Raw genomic sequence first — 18,326 nt, 5'->3', positions numbered from 1 at the left:
TTCCGGCTTTTTCTATTTTGTTCCGCCCATATGAAGCCGGAGCCACCTGCCCCAACAGAACCCTCCAACCGACTTCGAGAAAATTTTAGGCGTTACAGTATGAGTTTCTAATGTGCCGACTGTCAATTCACCCGTAGCCGCTGCCTTACATTCAATGTGAAGGCGGCGAGCGCAAACAGCAACATGATCAGCAATCCGTTAATGCGCCGCTGGTCGGGAGACAGGAGGGCGCGCCCAGAGACCGGCACATGCGCGTCGATGGCGCCGCGCGCGTCGACAGCAAGCGCATCGACGATGCGACCGTGCGAATCGACGACCGCGGAGATGCCGTTGTTGGCCGCGCGCAACAGCGGCAACCCATTCTCCACCGCGCGAATCTGGGCCTGCCTGAAGTGCTGATACGGGCCTGGCGTGTCGCCGAACCAGGCGTCGTTGGTGACGTTCACAATTACGTCAGATGACGCAGCGTCGACGGCGACGAGATCGGGAAAGATCACCTCGTAGCAGATGAACGGAGCAGCGCGCAGGCCGCCCGGCACGCCGATCGGATGCCGCTCGTTGCCGGCGGCGAAATTCATCGGTCCGGCAACGAGCTGGCCGACGCCGAAGCGTTCGAAAAGATCGGCGAAGGGCAGATACTCGCCGAAGGGCACCAGATGCACCTTGTCGACGGCATCGACGATCTCGCCCTTGTCGTTGATCGCCACGACGGAATTGTAATAGCGGCTGCCGGCACTCGCCGATCCGCCTTCCTCGCGCACGACACCGGCAATCAGCATCTGGCCGTCGGCCAGCATGTCGCCTAGCGCCGTCAGAGCGTCCGGACGCTCGGTGAACAGGAACGGCACCGACGTTTCCGGCCACAGGATGAGCTGCGGCTTGGCATGCCCCTCTTCCGGCGCTTTCCCCGATATTCCCAGCAAAGTCGCGAAGATGCGGTCGCGCACCGAGGCGTCCCATTTTTCACTGAGATCGACCGCGGGCTGGACGATGCGGACATCGATCGAGCGTGTCGGCTTCACCGGGGTGGCGAGCCTGAAATAGCCGAAGCCGACATGGGCGGCGACGAGGATGACGAACAGGGCGATACCCAGCCTCAGATGCCGGCGCGCCGCGACCAGCGCGGGGAGGGAAAACAGGAAGACGGCGAGCGCGTTCATGCCGGTCATGCCGGTCACCGACACGCTCTGCATCAAGAGCGGCACCGGCATCGCAGCATAGCCGACGGCGTTCCAGGGAAAGCCAGTGAAGAGGAAGTCGCGCAGCCATTCGGCCAGACCGAAGCCGAAGGCGAGCGCGGCGATGCGGCCGATGTCGCTGCTCCAGAACAGCCGCGCCACCACGGTGGCAAGGCCATAGAAGAAGGCTAGCGCGAAGGGGATGCCGACGACGGCGAAGGGCAAGGCCCAGGCGAAGCTGTCGGCCTCGACCAGCAATGCCTGGCCGATCCACCAGAGACCGGCGAGGAAGTAGCCGAAGCCGAACCACCAGCCGGTGGCGAAAGCCGGTCTCAGGCGCCGGAACCAGCCATCGGAAGCTTCGCCTGTGGCGCCGTCGAGCAGCCAGACGAGCACCGGAAAAGAGACGAAGCAAACGGCGAAGAAATCGTAGGGCGCCTGGGCAAGCACCGCCAGCGCCCCCGCGGCAAAGGCCACCAGCGACCGCCGCCATCCCCAAAGCAGAATTATCCGGCCGGCAAAGCGCTGCATCAAGCGTCCCAAGTCGCGCGAATCAGGGAGCTAGAGATTTAACAGGCTGCACCGCCCGATCCAAACCCGGATAAGCGCGGCCTGATACACGGTCTTTCTATCCATGCCAGCCCTCGATGCGCAGGCCGCTCAGTCGCTCAGCCTCGTCCTTGGGCACAACACGCACGGTGCGCGTGAATGTCCAGACATGGCCTTCGGGATCACGGGCACGATATTGGCGCTCGCCGTAGAAATGATCGGCGGGCTCCTCGACGACTTCGGCGCCCGCCGCGCGCGCTTGCTCGCAATGAGCGTCAAGGTCTTGCTGCAAACGGACATAGACGGCTTGCGTGTTCCTGCCGCCGACGGAGGCGGGACTGGCGATACGCTCATCCCATTCCGAATCGACGATGATGTAGCCGTCGCCGAAACGCATTTCGGCATGCACGAGCCGGCCGTCGGCGTCGCTCACCAGCATGCTCGGCTCGAAGCCGAAGGCCGCCTGCAGAAAGGCCAATGCCGCGCGCGGATCGCGGTAGAAGACGCCTGAGCCCAGGACCGCGTGCTTGAACGGATCGTCGATCGGCATGCCGCTCCAAGTCTTTTTGCGCAATCCCGGACGGAAAGCCGCTACACACTTTTACTGGAATTGCGCTCCAAGTTTTGTCTTTACGCAATTCCGGACGGAAAACCGCTACACTTTCCTGGAATTGCTCCAGGCGATCAGGCCTGTTCGGTGCGGGCGGCGCGGCGGCGCTGGCGCTCGCCCTTCTGGCTTTGCACGATGCGCACGCGCTTGACGCGGCGCGGGTCGGCGTCGAGCACATGGAATTCGAAGCCCGGAATGGCCTGCACGACTTCGCCGCGGGCGGGGACGCGGCCCAGCGTGTTGAAGATCATGCCGCCGATGGTGTCGACATATTCGCCATGCTCGCCGGCGGCGAAATCCCCGCCGATCATCTTGGCGACCTCGTCGATCTCGGCCTTGCCGTCGACGACGAAGACTCCGTCGCCGGTCTGCGTGATCATCGGCTCGTCGTCGTCATGCTCGTCCTCGATGTCGCCGACCACCATCTCGACGATGTCTTCCAGCGAGGCGAGGCCATCGGTGCCGCCATATTCGTCGATGACCAGCGCCATCTGCGTGCGCGTCGTCTGCATGCGGCCCATCAGGTCGGAGGCGAGCATCGAGGGCGGCACGAACAGCACCTGGCGGATCAGATTGAGATCGCCGATGGTGCGCGCCAGATCGACCTGCGCGAGGTCGAGCGCCGTCGTCGCCGGCGCCTTCGCCCTGGTGCGGCCCTTCTTGACGCGGGCCACCTTGGTGATGTGGGCGAGCACGTCGCGAATGTGGACCATGCCGCGCGGATCGTCGAGCGTCTCGGAATAGACCGGCATGCGCGAATGGCCGGACTGCTCGAAAAGGCCGAGCAGGTCGCCAAGGGTGGTGTTGATCTCGACCGCCTCGATATCGGCGCGCGGCACCATGACATCCTCGACCCGCACTTCGCGCAGGCGCAGGATGTTGTTGAGCATGGCGCGTTCGCCGGGCGAGAAGGACTCGGCGTCGGTCGCCGTTTCGGCAAGCGCGCCGGCGATCTCCTCGCGCAGGCTGGTGCCGTTGCGGTGCCGGAACAGGCCGAGCACGCGGTCGAAGAGGGAAGGACCGGCATGCGTCGGCTCGGCGGCCGCGCTGCCGGTGGGAATACTCGGACTCGAGCCCTCTTCCGTCTTTTCGGAAGGTTTGGCAGCACTGCCGGCGTCCGGGCGGGCGGCAGTTTCTGGTGTGTCGTTCATCGCCATCGGGTCAATTGAGCTTTTTTGTTACGCGTAGGGATCGGGAATGGCAAGCCTCGCAAGCGCCGCGCGCTCGATCGCTTCCATCTCCTCCGCCTCAGCGTCGGTCTCGTGATCATGACCCAAAAGATGCAGCAGGCCATGGATGACGAGATGGGTGATATGGTTCTCAACCGGCTTGTCTTCCAGGGCGGCCTCGCGCGCCACCGTCTCGGAGGCGAGCACGATATCGCCCAGCATCGGCGGCAGCGGGCCGCCTTTCGGGACGGAAAAAGCCGGGAAAGACAACACGTTGGTGGGTTTGTCCTTGCCGCGCCATTCGGCATTGAGCGTCCGGATATGGGCATCGTCGGAAAAAACGATGCTGAGCTCGGAGGCTCCCTCCGCGCTGGTCTCCGCGAAGGCGGCCGCAACAGCGCGATCGACGAGACGCGTCAACTCGGCTTCAGCCGGCCAATCGCCAGCCTCGATGAAAATATCGATATCGACCGGCGTCTCGCCGCCACGTTCCGGGTGCGGAGCCATTGCGCCTTCGATCAGCTTTCGGCGCCCAGGCCTCGCGCCAGCTTGCCGTCGCGGTCATAGGCCTTGACGATCTCGGCGACCAGCGGATGGCGCACAACGTCGCCCTCGTTGAAGCGGACGGTGACGATGCCAGGCACCCCGTCGAGGATGCGCAGCGCCTCGACCAGTCCCGACTTGGTGTTGGGCGGCAGGTCGATCTGGCTCGGATCGCCGGTGACGATCATGCGCGAGTTCTCGCCGAGACGGGTCAGGAACATCTTCATCTGCATCTGCGTGGTGTTCTGCGCCTCGTCGAGGATCACCGCCGCATGCGCCAGCGTCCGGCCACGCATGAAGGCCAGCGGCGCGATCTCGATGACCTCGGCCGCGATCGCCCGCTCGACCTTGTCGGCCGGCATCATGTCGTACAGCGCGTCGTAGAGGGGCCTGAGATAGGGGTCGACCTTCTCCTTCATGTCGCCGGGCAGGAAGCCAAGCCGCTCGCCGGCCTCGACCGCGGGGCGCGACAGCACGATGCGCTCGACCATGCCGCGTTCGAGCAGCATGGCCGCATGCGCCACCGCCAGGTAGGTCTTGCCGGTACCGGCGGGGCCGATGCCGAAGACCATTTCGGAACGCTCCAGCGCCCGCATATAGGCGTCCTGCGTCAGCGAGCGGGCATAGATCGTCTTCTTGCGCGTCGATATCTGGGCGGCCGAGACCTTGCCCTTGCGCTCCATGGTCGGCAGCGTCAGCTGGTCATCGGCGGCAATCGCCATGCGCACGGCACCGTCGACGTCCGACTGGCCGATGTCGACGCCCTTCTGCAGGATGCCGTAGAGCGTATCCAGCGCGCGGCGCGCCTGTTCGGCGGCCGAAGCCGAGCCCTTGATCGCAAGCTGGTTGCCGCGCGAGCGGATATCGACGCCGAGCTTCTGCTCGAGCCGGGCCAGATTCTCGTCGAACTGACCATAAAGGGCGCTGGCAAGCTTGTTGTTGTCGAAGGTCAGTACGATGTGCGCCATGTCGGAGGCCCCGGACGCCTGGTTCTGGGGCGGATTCTTCAGTTCGGCAGCGCTCAACCGTCTCTCCTCATCTGCCGAGGCTTGTGGCTATGCATGTCGTTGTCCCAAAACCGCGGGGCACTTTGGGCGACATGCATCAGACCAACTCGGCGAACAGGCTGTTGGGGCCTGTCTTCGTGATTCGTACGTCAATAATGTCACCGATTCCACCGGCCTTGTCGTCAACAATAACCGGATTCAGCCATGGCGAGCGGCCGACGATCTGGCCGGCATGGCGGCCGGGCTTCTCGATCAGCGTGCTGACGGTGCGGCCGACCAGGCCGGCGATGAAATTCCGCTGCTGCTCGTTGATCAGCGCCTGCAGGCGCTGCAGCCGCTCGTCCTTCACCGCTTCGGCGAGGTGCCCGTCCATCTCGGCGCCCGGCGTGCCGGGCCGGGGCGAATATTTGAACGAGAAACAGGCTGCGTAGTTCACCTCGCGCACCAGGCTCAGCGTCGCCTCGAAATCCTCCTCCGTTTCGCCGGGGAAGCCGACGATGAAGTCGCCGGACATGGCGATGTCGGGGCGGGCTGCGCGGATGCGCTCGATCAGCGCCAGATAGTCACGTGCCGTGTGCCTGCGGTTCATTGCCTTCAAAATCCGGTCGGATCCCGACTGCACCGGCAAATGCAGATAGGGCATGAGAGCGGGCAGGTCACGATGCGCGGCGATCAATTCGTCGTCCATGTCGCGCGGATGGCTGGTGGTGTAGCGCAGCCGCGCAAGGCCGGGGATTTCCGCGAGCCGGAACAGGAGACGGCCGAGGCCCCATTCCTCGCCGTTTTCGCCGACGCCGTGCCAGGCGTTGACGTTCTGGCCGAGCAGGGTCACCTCGCGGACGCCGGCCTCGGCCAGGCGCTCGGCCTCGGCGACGATCTGCGCCACAGGGCGCGAGATCTCGGAGCCGCGCGTGTAGGGCACCACGCAGAAGGTGCAGAACTTGTCGCAGCCTTCCTGCACGGTGAGAAAAGCGGTGACGCCGCGCCTGGCGAGCTCGGCGCGCTTCGGCTGCGGCAGATGCTCGAACTTGTCCTCGATGGCGTATTCGGTCTCGACGATCTTCTCGCCGCCACGGACCCTTGCCAGCACGTCGGGCAGCCGGTGATAGGTCTGCGGGCCGATGACCAGATCGACCGCGGGGGCGCGGCGGATGATCTCGGCGCCTTCGGCCTGCGCCACGCAGCCGGCGACGCCGATCAGCAACTCGCGGCCGGCCTCGGCGCGCTCGGCCTTCATGTCGCGGATGCGGCCAAGCTCGGAATAGACCTTTTCCGCCGCCTTTTCGCGGATATGGCAGGTGTTGAGCAGCACCAGGTCGGCGTCTTCGACGGCGTCGGTGGCGACATAGCCGTCGGCCGCCAGCGCATCGGTCATGCGCTGGGAATCGTAGACGTTCATCTGGCAGCCGTAGGTCTTGACGAAGACCTTTTTCGCCGTCCGGACCGTGCCGGCCGAGTGCCCGGCCGCACCGCCGATGTCGTGGCTTTCAATCGTGTTCACTTCCATCGGGCGGCTTCTAGCGCCTTTCCGTGACAAAAAACAGACGATTCTGGCCGGATGCAGCGCCGCGCGTCCCGCTTTCAGGCAACACGCTGACGACCGGGACGCGGATCGGCGAGCGCGGCCTGCATCATCTCGCGCACCTTGGCTTCCATCAGCCGAGCCGTTTCCTTGCGGTTCGAGCCCTTGGAAAACGGCACCGGCTGGCCGAAATGCACCTCGGCGTCGATCGCGCCTTCGGCAAGCAGGGTTTTGAGATGCGGCATCAGATCCTGATCGCCGATCCAGGCGGTCATCGGCCGATGGCGGCGGCCCATCGGCATGCCATGCAGGCGCGTATAGGCGATCGCCACGGGTTGGATGAAGACCTGGTCCGCCGCGCCTTCCGAGATCGCCATGGAGGCGGCGCCGAAGAGCGTGCTCTTGAACGGCAAAACGAGGTTGCCATCGCCGGTCGAGCCTTCGGCGAACAGCACCATGGCGTCACCTTTTGCCATCCTTTTGGCAATCTCGCTTGCCTGGTCGCCGGAGGTGCGTTTGCGCTCGCGTTCGATGAAGACGGTGCGCTGCAGCTTGGACAACATGCCGATCAGCGGCCAGCCTTCCATGTCGGCCCTGGCGATGAACTTCACGTCGACGAAGGAGCCGAGCACCATGATGTCGGTCCAGGAGATGTGGTTGGCCGCCACCAGCAGAGGACGGTCCTTGGCCAAGGCGCCTTTCACATGCACCCGCATGCCCAGCGCCCTCAGGATCATGCTGTGCCAGATCTTCAGAATGAACGTTTCCGGCCACAGCCCCGTCTTCATCGACAGGATCTGCAACGGCACCAGCACCAGGGAACAGACGACGACATAGAAGAGCGCCAGAAAAATCCGTAATTTCTTGATCATTCGCTCCGGCCCCAACCGGACTGTCGCTAGCGAAGATCGCGGCGCATGACAAGCGCGCCGGTCGGGCCGTGCTCGGTCGAGCGGTAATAGTTCGGGCGATGACCGACCTGGATGAAGCCGAGCCTGCGGTAAAGTCCGATCGCGGGCGCATTGGTCTCGTCGACCTCGAGGAAGAGCGCTTCGGCGCGCTGCGCATGAAGCTCGCGCAGCACGGCGTCCATCAATTGCCAGCCAAGGCCCTGCCGGCGATGGCTGCGGGCGACGGCCACGGTCAGGATCTCACCCTCGCCGGCCGCGAGCCGGGCGAGCACGAAGCCGACCGGCGGTTTGGAGCCCTGGCCGGTTTCGCGCGCCGCGTAACCGAACACGGTATCCTGCTCGAGCAGCGCCGCGAATTCGCCGTCGGTCCAGGGCCGGACGAAATCCTCGCGATGCAGTACCGAGACGGCGGCGCTGTCGGCAACGGTCAGCGGTTCCAGCGCATAATCCCTGCGGCGCGGCTGAAAGAACGGAATGCGCATCAGGAATCGTTTCCCCTATCCTGCCTTGGCAGAATGAAACCCGCCTGCGGCTTGGCGTCCGCGCCACGCAGATAGAGCGGCTTCGGCTTCTCGCCGGGTCCCTTGCCGGCGGCCAGCCTGGCATAGGTTGCAATGTCGGCGGTGGCGGCGACCGGGCCGATGTCGAAAGGGCGCCCGGCCGCCTCGGCAATCCGCGGCGCGGCGGTGCCGACCAGGACCGCTTCAGCACCGATCGCCATGGCCGCTGCCCCGGGAAGCGTGGCCACCGAAGGTCCGTAAGTTTCGACTAACTCTTCATTGTAGAGCGCGGCATGGATTTCCTCGCGGCCGGCGTCGAGCGCTGCAAGCACCGAACGCCCGGGAAAGGCGTTCGCGCCCTCCGCCGCCAGAGCTTCCAGCGTCGTCACGCCTATCGCCGGGATTTTCAGGGCGAGCGCCAGGCCGCGCGCGGTCGAGACGCCGACGCGCAGGCCGGTAAAGGAGCCTGGTCCGATCGAGACAGCAGCGGCGCCGAGGTCGGGATAGCCGATCCCGCCGATCTGCATGGCCGTCTCGATGACGGCCATCAGATGCTCGGCATGGCCCTTGCCGAGATCGCGCACCTCGCGGCCAAGTTCCTCCCCCGCGCCTGCGTCATAGACGCAAGCGGCACAGAGATTGGCGGCGCAATCGATGGCGAGCAATTTCATGCAAGCAGCTTCATGGGGACAGCTTCATAGGCCGGTTAAAGAACTGGATCGAAACACAATTCCCTCTGCCCGGCATACGCCGCCGCCGCAAGTGCCAAGGAGGAGAAATGTTAAGCGGCTTTGCTTCTTGAGCGTTCACCGTTTCATGGAAACGGCGAGCCGCTCTATCTCTTATTTACGCAATTCCGGACGGAAAACCGCTCACACTTTTCCTGGCATTGCTCTGAATCCTGACGCAATTCCGGACGGAAACCGCTCACACTTTTCCTGGAATTGCTCTAGGCGCGGCGATCACGCCGCCGCGATGCGCAGCATATGGTTGTCCCAGACATAATCCGGCTCGGAACGGGTGGCGCCGACGCCGCCGACGATCTCGCCGGCGCCGGTCGTCGCCATGAAGCCGGCGCCATCCGGCGCGAGGCCGCAGACCTCGACCAGCGACTTGGTCGCGACCACGCGTCCGCTGGCGGAATCGAGGATGGCCAGCGAATTGCCTTCCGGAGAGGTGACGGCAACCGTGCCTGTCGCGGCATTGGCGGCGACCGAGCCGATATAGTTGCGGAAGCCGGCGAGCACATCCCGCGGCATCTCCAGGAGGTCGAGTTCCTTGCCGCGCACGGCGCGGCCGACCAGCGCCGGGCGGTCGGTCGCCGGCCCGCGATACTGGCAGCCGAACCAGACGGTGCCCGCCTGGTCGAGATCCATGTGGCGGATCGAAAGCTGGTGCAGCGCCGGCGGCAATTCGTGCTTTTCGATCAGGTCGCCGGTGACGCGGTCGACCAGCGTGTAGGACGGCTTCATCGTCGCGATGTTGAGCTCGGCCCGGCCATAGTCGGGATGGGTTTCGATGCCGCCGTTGGCGATAGCCAGCGTTCGGCCATCGCCGAGCAGGAGCAACTCGTGCGGCCCCATGCCGTAGGTCGGGAACTCGCCGATGCGATCGAACTTTGCCTTCGCGTCATAGACGCCGACGACACCGGTTGCGTTGTCGAAATCGTTCTCGGTCGCGTAGAGCAAGGCGCCGTCGGGCGAGAACACGCCGTGACCGAAGAAATGCCGGCCGGTGATGCTGGCAATGGTCAATGGCTTGTCGCGACCCGCATGATCGAAGACGACGGCGAAAGTGCCAGGCTGGCGGGCAAACACCACCGAGCGCTTCGACACCGGATCGAAGGTGACGTCATGCCCGCGATCCGGCAGATCGACCGTGTGCAGGATTTTGCCGGCCTCGGAGAGCACGGCGGCGCCGAAACTGCCGTCGCGCTTGACGAAGGCTGTGGCAAACACCGCATCCGCGGCAAGCGTGTCCGCCCAGGCGCGCGGCGCCATGGCGGCGGCAAAGCCCGCGCCTGCGGCGCGCAGAAAATCGCGGCGGTCGATAAGGGCGGTTCTCACGGGACGATCTCCCTTGGAGCCTGACCTTGTCCAAAAAGTCTGCAACTTTTTGGGGTCATGCTCAGTCCCCATCCAGCGAGGAAAAGCCCGCGGTCAGGCCGAACTCGGCGGTCATCCTGGTGCCGATCAAGGTCGACAGGCTGGAGGTGATCAGCGCGAAATGCTGGAGCTTGTCGCGCAGCGTGGGATCGGCGAGGGCCTTGTCGATCGGTCCGGCGATCGATTTCGCTGTTGTCACGCCGTTGGCGAGCTGGATGTGGATGGATTCGGCCATCCATCGCGCATCGGCAGGCAGCGCGTCGCCGAGCTTCGAGGCCTGGAACAGCTGGTCGATGCCCGAGAGATTTCCGGCCAGCGACCTCGCCGTGTTCTGCGAGCGCCAGTAGATCGCCTGCTTCGGCTTGTCGGCATCCGGCTTGACGCCAAGAAAGCCCTTGAGCCGCACGTCGCGGATCATGTCCAGCTCGTTGATGAAGACGCCGACAAGTTCTGTCACCGCTTCGTTGCCGTCACGGTAGAGTGGGTTTTTCGGCCCTGGATTGGCCCAGAGCCCAGCGAAGCCATCGGGCTTTTGCCAGGCGTCGCGCACCTCGCCGGCCATGGTTTCGACGTTGCCGGCGACAGCAGCACCATAAGCGCAGCGATAGGGCTCGTCCTTCCCTGCAAGCGTTTCGGCGCCGTCGCCATAGAGCACATATTCGAGGGCGCCGAGGCCCTGCATGGCGACGCTCTTTTGCGCCAGCTGCGCCGGATCGGTGGCTGACGGATCCTTCGATGCGAGCGTGGCCTGCACTTGCCGCAGGCCGATGCTCTTGCGGTCCGGCCAATAGAGCATGCGTTCCAGCCGGTTGTTTTCCTTGATCGGCCCGAAGGCGATGATCTCTGCCACCGACCAGGCCTCCACCGTTGCAGAAAACGCCGCGCGCGCCGCTTCGAGTTTTTGGCCGGTCGGCGCTTCGCAAAGCTGGTGCATCGCCTTGGTCAGGCCGTCCGCATGCTCGTCGAGGCTGGCATAGGCGGGGCGGACGAAACCGTCGATCGCTCGGCCGATGACGTCGGAGGCCTTGACCGCAGCCGATGCCGGCAGCGCGGCGGCCAGAAGGAACGGGAGAGCAAGGATCAGGCGTTTCGACATCAGAGTGACGCGTTTTAACATCAGAGGGACTCCAGGAATTTGATCAGTGCGTCACGATCGGCAGCTGCTGCGCCTGCGAAGCGGTCGCGCGCCTTCTCGCCCTCGCCGCCATGCCACAGGATCGCCTCGGCAAGCGTGCGGGCGCGGCCGTCATGCAGATAGAAAGTGTTGCCGTTGACCGTCGCGGTCAGCCCGATACCCCAGAGCGGCGGCGTGCGCCATTCGGCCCCCGTCGCTTCGCCGACCCGCTGCCCATCGGCGAGCCCCTCGCCCATGTCGTGCAGCAGGAAGTCCGAATAAGGCCAGATCAACTGAAAGGCCTGCGCCTTGTTGGGCGTGCCGCGCATGGTGACGAATTTCGGCGTGTGGCAGGCAATGCAGCCCATCTCGTAAAACTGTTTCTTGCCGGCAAGCACTTGCGGTGCGGCGATGTCGCGCCGCGCCGGTACCGCCAGGTTCTGCGAATAGAATGTGACGAGGTCCATCACCGGCGGCGGGGCTTCGGCCGTGCCCAGCCGCAGCTGCACGCCGTTCGGCATGGCAAGGCAATCCTTCTCGGCTTCCGTGCAGTCGCCCCAGGGCTTCGGCATTTCCGGCGTCGAGATGCCGATATCGCCGGCGAAGGCGTCGGCCGCCTGCTGGCGGATCGAAGCGGTCTGCGCCTTCCAGCCGAAGCGGCCCAAGACCACCTGGCCGCTCAGTTCGTCGCGCACGATGTTCGGCCGGCCCGAAATCCCGTCACTGTTACGGTCGTCCGGATCGGCATGGGCAAGAATATCGGCCGGCGCGATCTGCTCGATCAGGCCGAGCCCGATCATCGGCGGCGTCAGGCGCGGCGAGAGCGTGGTGCGCGGATCGAGCGGACCGTAGCCGGGATTTTCGATCTTGTAGCTCGGCTTGCGCAGCGAAACGACGGCGCCGTCGCCGAGCGTCACCTTTTGCTCCTGGTAATCGACCCGCATCCTGCCCTCGCCCTTGAGGCCCGGGACCGCGAGCTCCTGCAGTTGGGAGCCGTAAACCGGGTCCGGAAAATTCAGCAGCTCATGGCCGGCAAGCGCGGCCTTTTCCTCGGCATTGCTCGCGTCGCGCGCAAGCCGCAGGAACATCGATGTCGATCCGGCATCACCTTCCGGCGGGCGGCCGCGGCCATCCTTCAGATGGCAGTTCTGGCAGGCGCGCTCGTTGAACAGCGGACCGAGCCCATCCGAAGCCTGGGTCGAAGACGGCGACGACACCCAGTTCTTGCGGAACAGCGCGTTACCGAGCTTGAAGGTTCCTTCTTCCTCGAAGGTTATGTTGGCGGAGGATTGCGAGAAGGCATCGCGGTTGACGTCCTTCTCCGACGTGCCGGCGCCGCCCTGCATCAGCTCGAACGGCTCCGGCCTGGTAAAATCGGTCGTTGGCCTTGTGACGGCCAGGACCCGCGCCTGATCCTTCGGCGTCAGGTCGGTGCGGCTCGTCGGCAAAGCCGCCGGCTCGCCGGCCCAGACAGGCAGGGAAAGCATGGTTGCCAGCAAAAGCGAAGCCCCGCTGCCGGTCCGGTGTCGCGGGGTGTTCTGGGGCGGCAGGCCCTCGATTGCGGCCAGCCGCGCGCGACGCGAAAAATCTACGGGGCGCCGCATTCCCGCATGTCCTTACTCCGCCTCGTTGGCCGAGTCGGCGTTGAGCAGACCGTATTTTTCCTCGCCGATGGAGGCGAGCAAGTCGAGCTGCGTTTCCAGGAAGTCGATGTGGCCTTCCTCGTCGGTCAGGAGATCCTCGAACAGCTTCATCGAGACGAAATCGCCGGCGTCGTGGCAAATCTCGCGCGAGCGCTTGTAGGCGGTGCGCGCGTCATACTCGCCGGCAAGATCGGATTCGAGCACTTCCTTGACGTTCTGGCCGATGCGCAGCGGCGCGACGGACTGCAGGTTCGGGTGGCCTTCGAGGAAGATGATGCGCGCGATCAGCCGGTCGGCGTGATGCATTTCCTCGATCGATTCCGCACGCTCCTTCTTTGCAAGCTTGGTGTAGCCCCAATCCTCGAGCAGGCGATAGTGCACCCAGTACTGGTTGACGGCTCCAAGCTCCAGAAACAGAGCTTCATTAAGCCGCTCGATGATCTGCGGTTCGCCTTTCATGGGTTCTGCTCCCGTATTGGCCGCGCAAGCCTCGCACGCGATCCAGGTGTGAAACGATGTCCACGCCGCCCACCTCTGAGCGGGCGTGGTAGTTCTCGGTGACCCGAATGATCGTTTCCACCACATTTGGGAAACAGCCGCAACAGCGACCGCGCTTGCGCATGGCGTGGTAGACCTTCGCGGGCACGATCAGCTGCCAGGGATCCTCATCCAGCAGCCCGACGATCGTCTGCTCGATCTCCTTCTCGGTGATGATGTTGCAATGGCAGATCAGCATTTCACTTGCTCTGGCTGACGGCGCCGGTCCGGCGCCGTTTGGCTGGTGGGTATGTCTAAATCTTACTTGAACACCTTGTCCGGGGCATCGAGGCTGTCCGAGCCCTCGAAGGCGATCTGATTCAGCTTGAGCGAGCCGACGGCGCGCTCGATCGACTTGGTCTGGTCGATCAAGGCGTCAATCGCCGCCTGCACGGTGGCGTTGCCTTGCGTGTTGCCCTCGGCGATCTGCTGGTCGTAGGCCTCGCCGGCCAGCGCGCGCGCCTTGATGGCCTCCATCTTGGCGACGCTGGTGTCGAGCTTGCCCGACAGCTCCTGGTCGATCGCCGGATCGGCGGCCTTCACCATGTCGGACACCGACGGACCCGAAACCACGGAACCGTCGAGCCGCTTGTAGCTGGCATGATAGGCGTCGCGGATGCCGACAGCGTCGTAGAGATGCGAGTTGTAGGTGTTGTCGGAGAAGCAGTCGTGCTCCTCCTCCGGATCGTGCAGCAACAGGCCGAGCTTCATGCGCTCGCCCGCCAGCTCGCCGTAGGAGAGCGAGCCCATGCCGGTGAAGATGGTGGAGATGCCGGCATTGGCATCACCATCGGTGAGATTCTTGCGCGCTGCGCCGTCTTCCTTCCAGTTGTCGACCATTTCCTGCAGGTCGGACACCAGAAGGTCGCTCGCCGACTTCAGATATTCGGCGCGGCGGTCGCAATTGCCGCCCGTGCAGTTCTTGAGGTCGTAGTCCGTGTAAGGCCGCTCGCCGGCGCCCGGGCCGGTGCCGTGCAGGTCCTGGCCCCAGAGCAGGAACTCAATGGCGTGATAGCCGGTCGCGACGTTGGCCTCGACGCCGCCGGCCTCCTGCAGGGTGCCCGAAAGGAACTCGGGCGTCAGCTTCGAGGCGTCGACCTTCTTGCCGTTGATCTCGATCTCCTTGTTGGCGATGACGTTGGCCGTGTAGAGCGCGTTCTCGTCCGACTCGGTCCCGTAGCTCTTGGCGACATAGTCGATCAGGCCCTCATCCAGCGGCCAGGAATTCACACGGCCTTCCCAGTCGTCGACGATCTTGTTGCCGAAGCGGTAGACCTCGGTCTGCTGGTAAGGGATGCGCGCCGCCTTCCAGGCTTCGCGCGCGGCGTTCAACGTGTCGGCCGACGGGCTGGCGATGAGCGCATCCACCGCCTTGTCCAGCGCCTGCGCGGTGGTCAGCGAATCCTCGTATTTGGCCAAGGCGATGTCGGCATAGGTCTTGATCACCGCCTTGGCGTCGGTCTCGGCTTTCGCCGGCAACACGAACACCGCCGCCGTCAGTGCAGCCGTGGCGCAGATCGCGGCCAGCCTGCCGCCATTACGTGCCGTCATCATCCTTCTCCAGTTCCTTGGAAATTCAACAAAAGGCGCCCACCCGCGCCGAGGCATGAGCATGCCGGGAAAAATGGTGGCCGCGCCGATGCGCGGTTCGCGATAAAAAGACACCCACTTGCCTCCAATGGAAAGGGTTCAAGGCCCAGACATCAAAGGAATGCGCTTTGAGCGCAGCTCTCCATAAAGCGATGGAGGGCCCGGGAGTCAACTGGCCCGATAGAAAAAATTCAATTGAAACAACAGTTTAGAATTATTCTAAACTACAAATATCAAGTTTTATGCCCGACAAGGCCTCGCTGGCCGATTGACAGACAGCCATTCTGGGTGCGACCCGATCCGCGGCTCTTGCGGCGGCGGCAGACAATCGCCACCTGGCGCAAGAGCCTAGATTTGCAAACAAAAAAGGATTGCGATGACGAACGGGGTTGTGATTGTCGGTGCGGGCCATGCCGGCGTGCAGGCCGCCGCCAGCCTGCGCGAAGAGGGCTATGAAGGGGCCGTCGTCCTGATCGGTGACGAGAAGGAACTGCCCTATCACAAGCCGCCGCTGTCCAAGACCTTCATCAAGGACGCCGAGGCCAAACCGCAGCCCTTGCGCGGCGAGTCGTTCTATTCGGGCAACGCCATCGACTACCGGCCGGGCGTGCGCATCGACAGCATCGATGCCGGCGCGGGCCGGTTGACCATCGCAGGCGGAGGAACGCTCGGCTTCGACCGGCTGGTGCTTGCGACCGGCTCGCGGCCGCGCCAGCTCAAGCTCGACGGTGCCGGCCTTGCCGGCGTGGTCTCGCTGCGCTCGCTGGCCGATGCGCGCCTGATCCGCGAGTTCAGCGCGCAAAGCGAAGACGTGGTCATTCTCGGCGGCGGCTTCATCGGACTGGAGATCGCCGCGACGCTGAGGGCGGCCGGCCGCAACGTCACCGTCGTCGAGGCCGTCGACCGGTTGCTCGGCCGCGCCGTGGCGCCGGTCATCGCCGCCCATGTGCGCCAGCGCCTGGAAGCGACCGGCGTGCGCATCCTGACCGGCACAACCATCGCCCGTCTGGAAGGCGACAACGGACGCGTCTCGGCCGCGATCACATCGGGCGGCGAGCGCCTGCCGGCGCAAATGGTGATCATCGGCATCGGCGTGGTGCCCAATGTCGAGCTGGCGGAAGCCGCGGGCCTCGCCATCGGCAATGGCATTCGCGTCGACCAGCATATGCGGAGCTCTGTTCCCCAAATCCTCGCCATCGGCGACGCGGCCTCCTACCGGCACTGGTTCACCGGCGGCGACGTGCGGCTGGAATCGGTGCAGAACGCCACCGACCAGGCAAGGCTCGCCGCGCGCACCATCCTTGGCCATGCGGAGCCTTTCTCGGCGGTGCCATGGTTCTGGTCGGACATCGGCGACATGAAGCTGCAGATGGTGGGGCTGACGCAAGGCGGGGACAGCCACGTGGTGCTCGGCGATCTCGCCGACAACAAGTTCTCGATCTACCACTATGCTGGCGACCGGCTGCTCGGTATCGAATCCGTCAACCGCCCGGCCGACCATATGCTGGGCCGCAAGATGCTCGGCGCCGGCTTCTCGCCGACGCCGCAGACGGTGGCGGCAGGACCGGATGCGCTGAAGGCGGCGCTTGCGGTGTTTCAGGGAATGGAGCCCGCCAAGGCCACCGCGTAGCGATTGCCAATTTTTGCTGCACGCAACAAAATGCCTGCATGAGCACGATCAATATCTCGCTACCTGACAGCTTGAAGAGTTTTGTCGATCAGCAAGTGGCGGAGCGAGGCTTTGGCACGAACAGCGAGTATGTGCGTGAATTGATCCGCCACGATCAGGATCGTCAAATTCTTCGCCGCTTGCTCATCGAGGGCGCTTCATCCGCGCCGGGCGCTACCGTTGACGGCGACTATTTCGCAGCGCTGCGCAGGCGAGCTCGGCGCCGATAAACTGGCGTGCGGGTGGCCGCACGCCAGGGTGAAGATTCAGGAGCAATACAGGCCTCCCTCACGCCGCCCGCGCGTCGCGGATCGAGCTTTCCAGGATGTCCAGCGCCTCGGTCATGACGCCGTCCTGGATGGTGATCGGCGACAGGAAGCGGATGACGTTGCCGTAGACGCCGCAGGTGAGCAGGATGAGGCCTTTATCTAGCGCCTTCAGCCGCACCGCGTTGGCGAACTCCGCCGACGGCAGGCCCTTCTTCACGTCGTTGAACTCGACGGCGTTCATGAAGCCCGGGCCGCGGATATCGACGATCTCCGGCACCTCTTCGCGGAACGATTCCAACCGCTGCTTCAGCCTGGCGCCCAGCGCATTGGCGCGGTCGCAAAGCTTTTCCTCGTCGATGATGTCGAGCACGGCATGCGCCGCGGCCACGCCGATCGGGCTGCCGCCATAAGTGCCGCCGAGGCCGCCGGGGCCTGGCGCGTCCATGATCTCTGCGCGGCCGGTGACGGCCGACAGCGGGAAGCCGCCGGCGAGGCTCTTGGCCATGGTGGTGAGATCGGGCGCCACGTCGTGATGATTCATGGCGAACATCTTGCCGGTGCGGGCAAAGCCGGTCTGCACCTCGTCGGCGACGAGCAGGATGCCGTGCTGGTCGCAGATCTTGCGCAGTGCTGTCATGAAATCGCGCGGCGCTTCGTAGAAGCCGCCCTCGCCCTGCACCGGCTCGACGATGATGGCGGCAACGCGGTTCGGATCGACATCGGCCTTGAACAGCTTGTCGAGCGCGGCGAGCGAATCCGCGACCGAGACGCCATGCAGCGCGACCGGAAACGGCGCGTGGAAGACATCGCCCGGCATGGCGCCGAAGCCGACCTTGTAGGGCACGACCTTGCCGGTCAGCGCCATGCCCATGAAGGTACGGCCGTGGAAGCCGCCGGAAAAGGCGATGACCGCCTGGCGGCCGGTGGCGTTGCGGGCGATCTTGATGGCGTTCTCCACTGCCTCGGCGCCGGTGGTGACGAAAATCGTCTTCTTATCGAACTTGCCGGGCAGCATGCCGTTCAGCCGCTCGGCGAGATGCACATAGCTCTCGTAAGGCACGACCTGGTGGCAGGTGTGGGTGAAGCGGTCGAGTTGCGCCTTGACCGCCTCGATGACCTTCGGATGGCGGTGGCCGGTGTTCACCACGGCGATACCGGAAGAGAAGTCGATGTAGCGGCGGCCCTCGACGTCCCAGATTTCCGAATTCTCGGCGCGATCGGCATAGATCTGCGTCGTCATGCCGACGCCGCGCGAGATCGACTGGTTCTTGCGTTCGGAAATGGCTGAATTCTTCATATCGTCCCTCATCGGGCACCCCTCTTCGGGATCGCACCCGTTCCGTTGATCGAAACCCTTCTGACCTTATTTCATGTTTTCCTCAAGTTGGCACGTTGGCCCAGTCGATTGGA

The 18,326-nt window shown here is 64.5% G+C and carries 18 protein-coding genes; 2 read left to right on the top strand and 16 right to left on the bottom strand.

The window, feature by feature from the left end:
- Positions 1-122: 122 nt before the first annotated feature.
- From lnt to MJ8_RS04025, 15 genes are all read right to left on the bottom strand, one after another.
- Positions 123-1,709: an apolipoprotein N-acyltransferase gene (gene lnt / locus MJ8_RS04095; protein WP_201413210.1), complete on the bottom strand. Its 1,587-nt coding sequence runs from the start codon at positions 1,707-1,709 to the stop codon at positions 123-125.
- Between the two features lie 97 nt (positions 1,710-1,806).
- A complete protein-coding gene (locus tag MJ8_RS04090; RefSeq protein WP_201413209.1) occupies positions 1,807-2,277 on the bottom strand; it encodes a VOC family protein in 471 nt (156 codons plus the stop codon).
- 134 nt (positions 2,278-2,411) lie between these two features.
- Positions 2,412-3,488: a hemolysin family protein gene (locus MJ8_RS04085; RefSeq protein WP_201413208.1), complete on the bottom strand. Its 1,077-nt coding sequence runs from the start codon at positions 3,486-3,488 to the stop codon at positions 2,412-2,414.
- Positions 3,489-3,515: 27 nt separating this feature from the next.
- On the bottom strand, positions 3,516-4,013 hold the full coding sequence (ybeY, locus tag MJ8_RS04080; protein WP_201413207.1) for an rRNA maturation RNase YbeY: 498 nt from the start codon (positions 4,011-4,013) through the stop codon (positions 3,516-3,518).
- 11 nt (positions 4,014-4,024) lie between these two features.
- Positions 4,025-5,017, bottom strand: coding sequence for a PhoH family protein (locus tag MJ8_RS04075; protein ID WP_225248283.1), 993 nt, complete (start codon positions 5,015-5,017; stop codon positions 4,025-4,027).
- A 136-nt stretch (positions 5,018-5,153) separates the two neighbouring features.
- Positions 5,154-6,563 (bottom strand): tRNA (N6-isopentenyl adenosine(37)-C2)-methylthiotransferase MiaB, encoded by a 1,410-nt coding sequence (miaB, locus tag MJ8_RS04070; protein WP_201413206.1) that lies wholly within the window; start codon positions 6,561-6,563, stop codon positions 5,154-5,156.
- Between the two features lie 74 nt (positions 6,564-6,637).
- Positions 6,638-7,450, bottom strand: coding sequence for a lysophospholipid acyltransferase family protein (locus tag MJ8_RS04065; RefSeq protein WP_201413205.1), 813 nt, complete (start codon positions 7,448-7,450; stop codon positions 6,638-6,640).
- Positions 7,451-7,476: 26 nt separating this feature from the next.
- On the bottom strand, positions 7,477-7,971 hold the full coding sequence (locus tag MJ8_RS04060) for a GNAT family N-acetyltransferase (protein WP_040985961.1): 495 nt from the start codon (positions 7,969-7,971) through the stop codon (positions 7,477-7,479).
- Positions 7,971-8,660, bottom strand: a complete 690-nt coding sequence (gene tsaB / locus MJ8_RS04055; RefSeq protein ID WP_201413204.1) for a tRNA (adenosine(37)-N6)-threonylcarbamoyltransferase complex dimerization subunit type 1 TsaB — start codon at positions 8,658-8,660, stop codon at positions 7,971-7,973. Before tsaB ends, MJ8_RS04060 begins: the two co-directional genes overlap by 1 nt.
- A gap of 291 nt (positions 8,661-8,951) precedes the next feature.
- The gene (locus MJ8_RS04050) at positions 8,952-10,055 is read right to left on the bottom strand and encodes a DUF1513 domain-containing protein (protein WP_201413203.1); all 1,104 of its coding nucleotides are present in this window, start codon (positions 10,053-10,055) and stop codon (positions 8,952-8,954) included.
- A gap of 61 nt (positions 10,056-10,116) precedes the next feature.
- The gene (locus MJ8_RS04045; RefSeq protein ID WP_201413202.1) at positions 10,117-11,211 is read right to left on the bottom strand and encodes an imelysin family protein; all 1,095 of its coding nucleotides are present in this window, start codon (positions 11,209-11,211) and stop codon (positions 10,117-10,119) included.
- Positions 11,211-12,812 carry a di-heme oxidoredictase family protein gene (locus MJ8_RS04040; RefSeq protein ID WP_201413201.1) on the bottom strand — a complete coding sequence of 534 codons (1,602 nt, stop codon included), beginning with the start codon at positions 12,810-12,812 and terminating at the stop codon, positions 11,211-11,213. The genes MJ8_RS04045 and MJ8_RS04040 overlap by 1 nt, the downstream gene beginning before the upstream one ends.
- Before the next feature lie 12 nt (positions 12,813-12,824).
- Positions 12,825-13,310, bottom strand: a complete 486-nt coding sequence (gene bfr, locus MJ8_RS04035; protein ID WP_041001570.1) for a bacterioferritin — start codon at positions 13,308-13,310, stop codon at positions 12,825-12,827.
- Complete coding sequence (locus MJ8_RS04030) at positions 13,276-13,587, bottom strand: (2Fe-2S)-binding protein (RefSeq protein WP_201413200.1); 312 nt, start codon at positions 13,585-13,587, stop codon at positions 13,276-13,278. The genes bfr and MJ8_RS04030 overlap by 35 nt, the downstream gene beginning before the upstream one ends.
- A gap of 62 nt (positions 13,588-13,649) precedes the next feature.
- Positions 13,650-14,939 (bottom strand): imelysin family protein, encoded by a 1,290-nt coding sequence (locus MJ8_RS04025; RefSeq protein WP_201413199.1) that lies wholly within the window; start codon positions 14,937-14,939, stop codon positions 13,650-13,652.
- 415 nt (positions 14,940-15,354) lie between these two features.
- On the opposite strand from MJ8_RS04025, the gene MJ8_RS04020 reads away from it, so the two are divergent.
- Both MJ8_RS04020 and MJ8_RS04015 read left to right on the top strand, forming a co-directional pair.
- Complete coding sequence (locus tag MJ8_RS04020; RefSeq protein WP_201413198.1) at positions 15,355-16,608, top strand: NAD(P)/FAD-dependent oxidoreductase; 1,254 nt, start codon at positions 15,355-15,357, stop codon at positions 16,606-16,608.
- A gap of 38 nt (positions 16,609-16,646) precedes the next feature.
- Positions 16,647-16,877, top strand: coding sequence for a type II toxin-antitoxin system ParD family antitoxin (locus tag MJ8_RS04015; RefSeq protein ID WP_201413197.1), 231 nt, complete (start codon positions 16,647-16,649; stop codon positions 16,875-16,877).
- Positions 16,878-16,935: 58 nt separating this feature from the next.
- On the opposite strand, the gene MJ8_RS04010 is transcribed toward MJ8_RS04015, so the two are convergent.
- A complete protein-coding gene (locus MJ8_RS04010) occupies positions 16,936-18,213 on the bottom strand; it encodes a 4-aminobutyrate--2-oxoglutarate transaminase (RefSeq protein WP_201413196.1) in 1,278 nt (425 codons plus the stop codon).
- Between the last annotated feature and the right edge of the window lie 113 nt (positions 18,214-18,326).

It is taken from the genome of Mesorhizobium sp. J8 (assembly GCF_016591715.1).
Taxonomy (GTDB): Bacteria; Pseudomonadota; Alphaproteobacteria; order Rhizobiales; family Rhizobiaceae; genus Mesorhizobium.
This window is presented reverse-complemented; position numbering and strand designations above follow the sequence as displayed.

What these genes read in the sequence shown, in the direction of transcription:
- tsaB (WP_201413204.1), bottom strand. Translation starts at nt 8,660, where the DNA reads ATGAAATTGCTCGCCATCGATTGCGCCGCCAATCTCTGTGCCGCTTGC.
- MJ8_RS04085 (WP_201413208.1), bottom strand. Translation starts at nt 3,488, where the DNA reads ATGAACGACACACCAGAAACTGCCGCCCGCCCGGACGCCGGCAGTGCT.
- MJ8_RS04025 (WP_201413199.1), bottom strand. Translation starts at nt 14,939, where the DNA reads ATGACGGCACGTAATGGCGGCAGGCTGGCCGCGATCTGCGCCACGGCT.
- MJ8_RS04075 (WP_225248283.1), bottom strand. Translation starts at nt 5,017, where the DNA reads ATGGCGCACATCGTACTGACCTTCGACAACAACAAGCTTGCCAGCGCC.
- MJ8_RS04065 (WP_201413205.1), bottom strand. Translation starts at nt 7,450, where the DNA reads ATGATCAAGAAATTACGGATTTTTCTGGCGCTCTTCTATGTCGTCGTC.
- ybeY (WP_201413207.1), bottom strand. Translation starts at nt 4,013, where the DNA reads ATGGCTCCGCACCCGGAACGTGGCGGCGAGACGCCGGTCGATATCGAT.
- MJ8_RS04020 (WP_201413198.1), top strand. Translation starts at nt 15,355, where the DNA reads ATGACGAACGGGGTTGTGATTGTCGGTGCGGGCCATGCCGGCGTGCAG.
- MJ8_RS04060 (WP_040985961.1), bottom strand. Translation starts at nt 7,971, where the DNA reads ATGCGCATTCCGTTCTTTCAGCCGCGCCGCAGGGATTATGCGCTGGAA.
- MJ8_RS04030 (WP_201413200.1), bottom strand. Translation starts at nt 13,587, where the DNA reads ATGCTGATCTGCCATTGCAACATCATCACCGAGAAGGAGATCGAGCAG.
- lnt (WP_201413210.1), bottom strand. Translation starts at nt 1,709, where the DNA reads ATGCAGCGCTTTGCCGGCCGGATAATTCTGCTTTGGGGATGGCGGCGG.
- MJ8_RS04040 (WP_201413201.1), bottom strand. Translation starts at nt 12,812, where the DNA reads ATGCGGCGCCCCGTAGATTTTTCGCGTCGCGCGCGGCTGGCCGCAATC.
- MJ8_RS04090 (WP_201413209.1), bottom strand. Translation starts at nt 2,277, where the DNA reads ATGCCGATCGACGATCCGTTCAAGCACGCGGTCCTGGGCTCAGGCGTC.
- MJ8_RS04045 (WP_201413202.1), bottom strand. Translation starts at nt 11,211, where the DNA reads ATGTTAAAACGCGTCACTCTGATGTCGAAACGCCTGATCCTTGCTCTC.
- MJ8_RS04010 (WP_201413196.1), bottom strand. Translation starts at nt 18,213, where the DNA reads ATGAAGAATTCAGCCATTTCCGAACGCAAGAACCAGTCGATCTCGCGC.
- miaB (WP_201413206.1), bottom strand. Translation starts at nt 6,563, where the DNA reads ATGGAAGTGAACACGATTGAAAGCCACGACATCGGCGGTGCGGCCGGG.
- bfr (WP_041001570.1), bottom strand. Translation starts at nt 13,310, where the DNA reads ATGAAAGGCGAACCGCAGATCATCGAGCGGCTTAATGAAGCTCTGTTT.
- MJ8_RS04015 (WP_201413197.1), top strand. Translation starts at nt 16,647, where the DNA reads ATGAGCACGATCAATATCTCGCTACCTGACAGCTTGAAGAGTTTTGTC.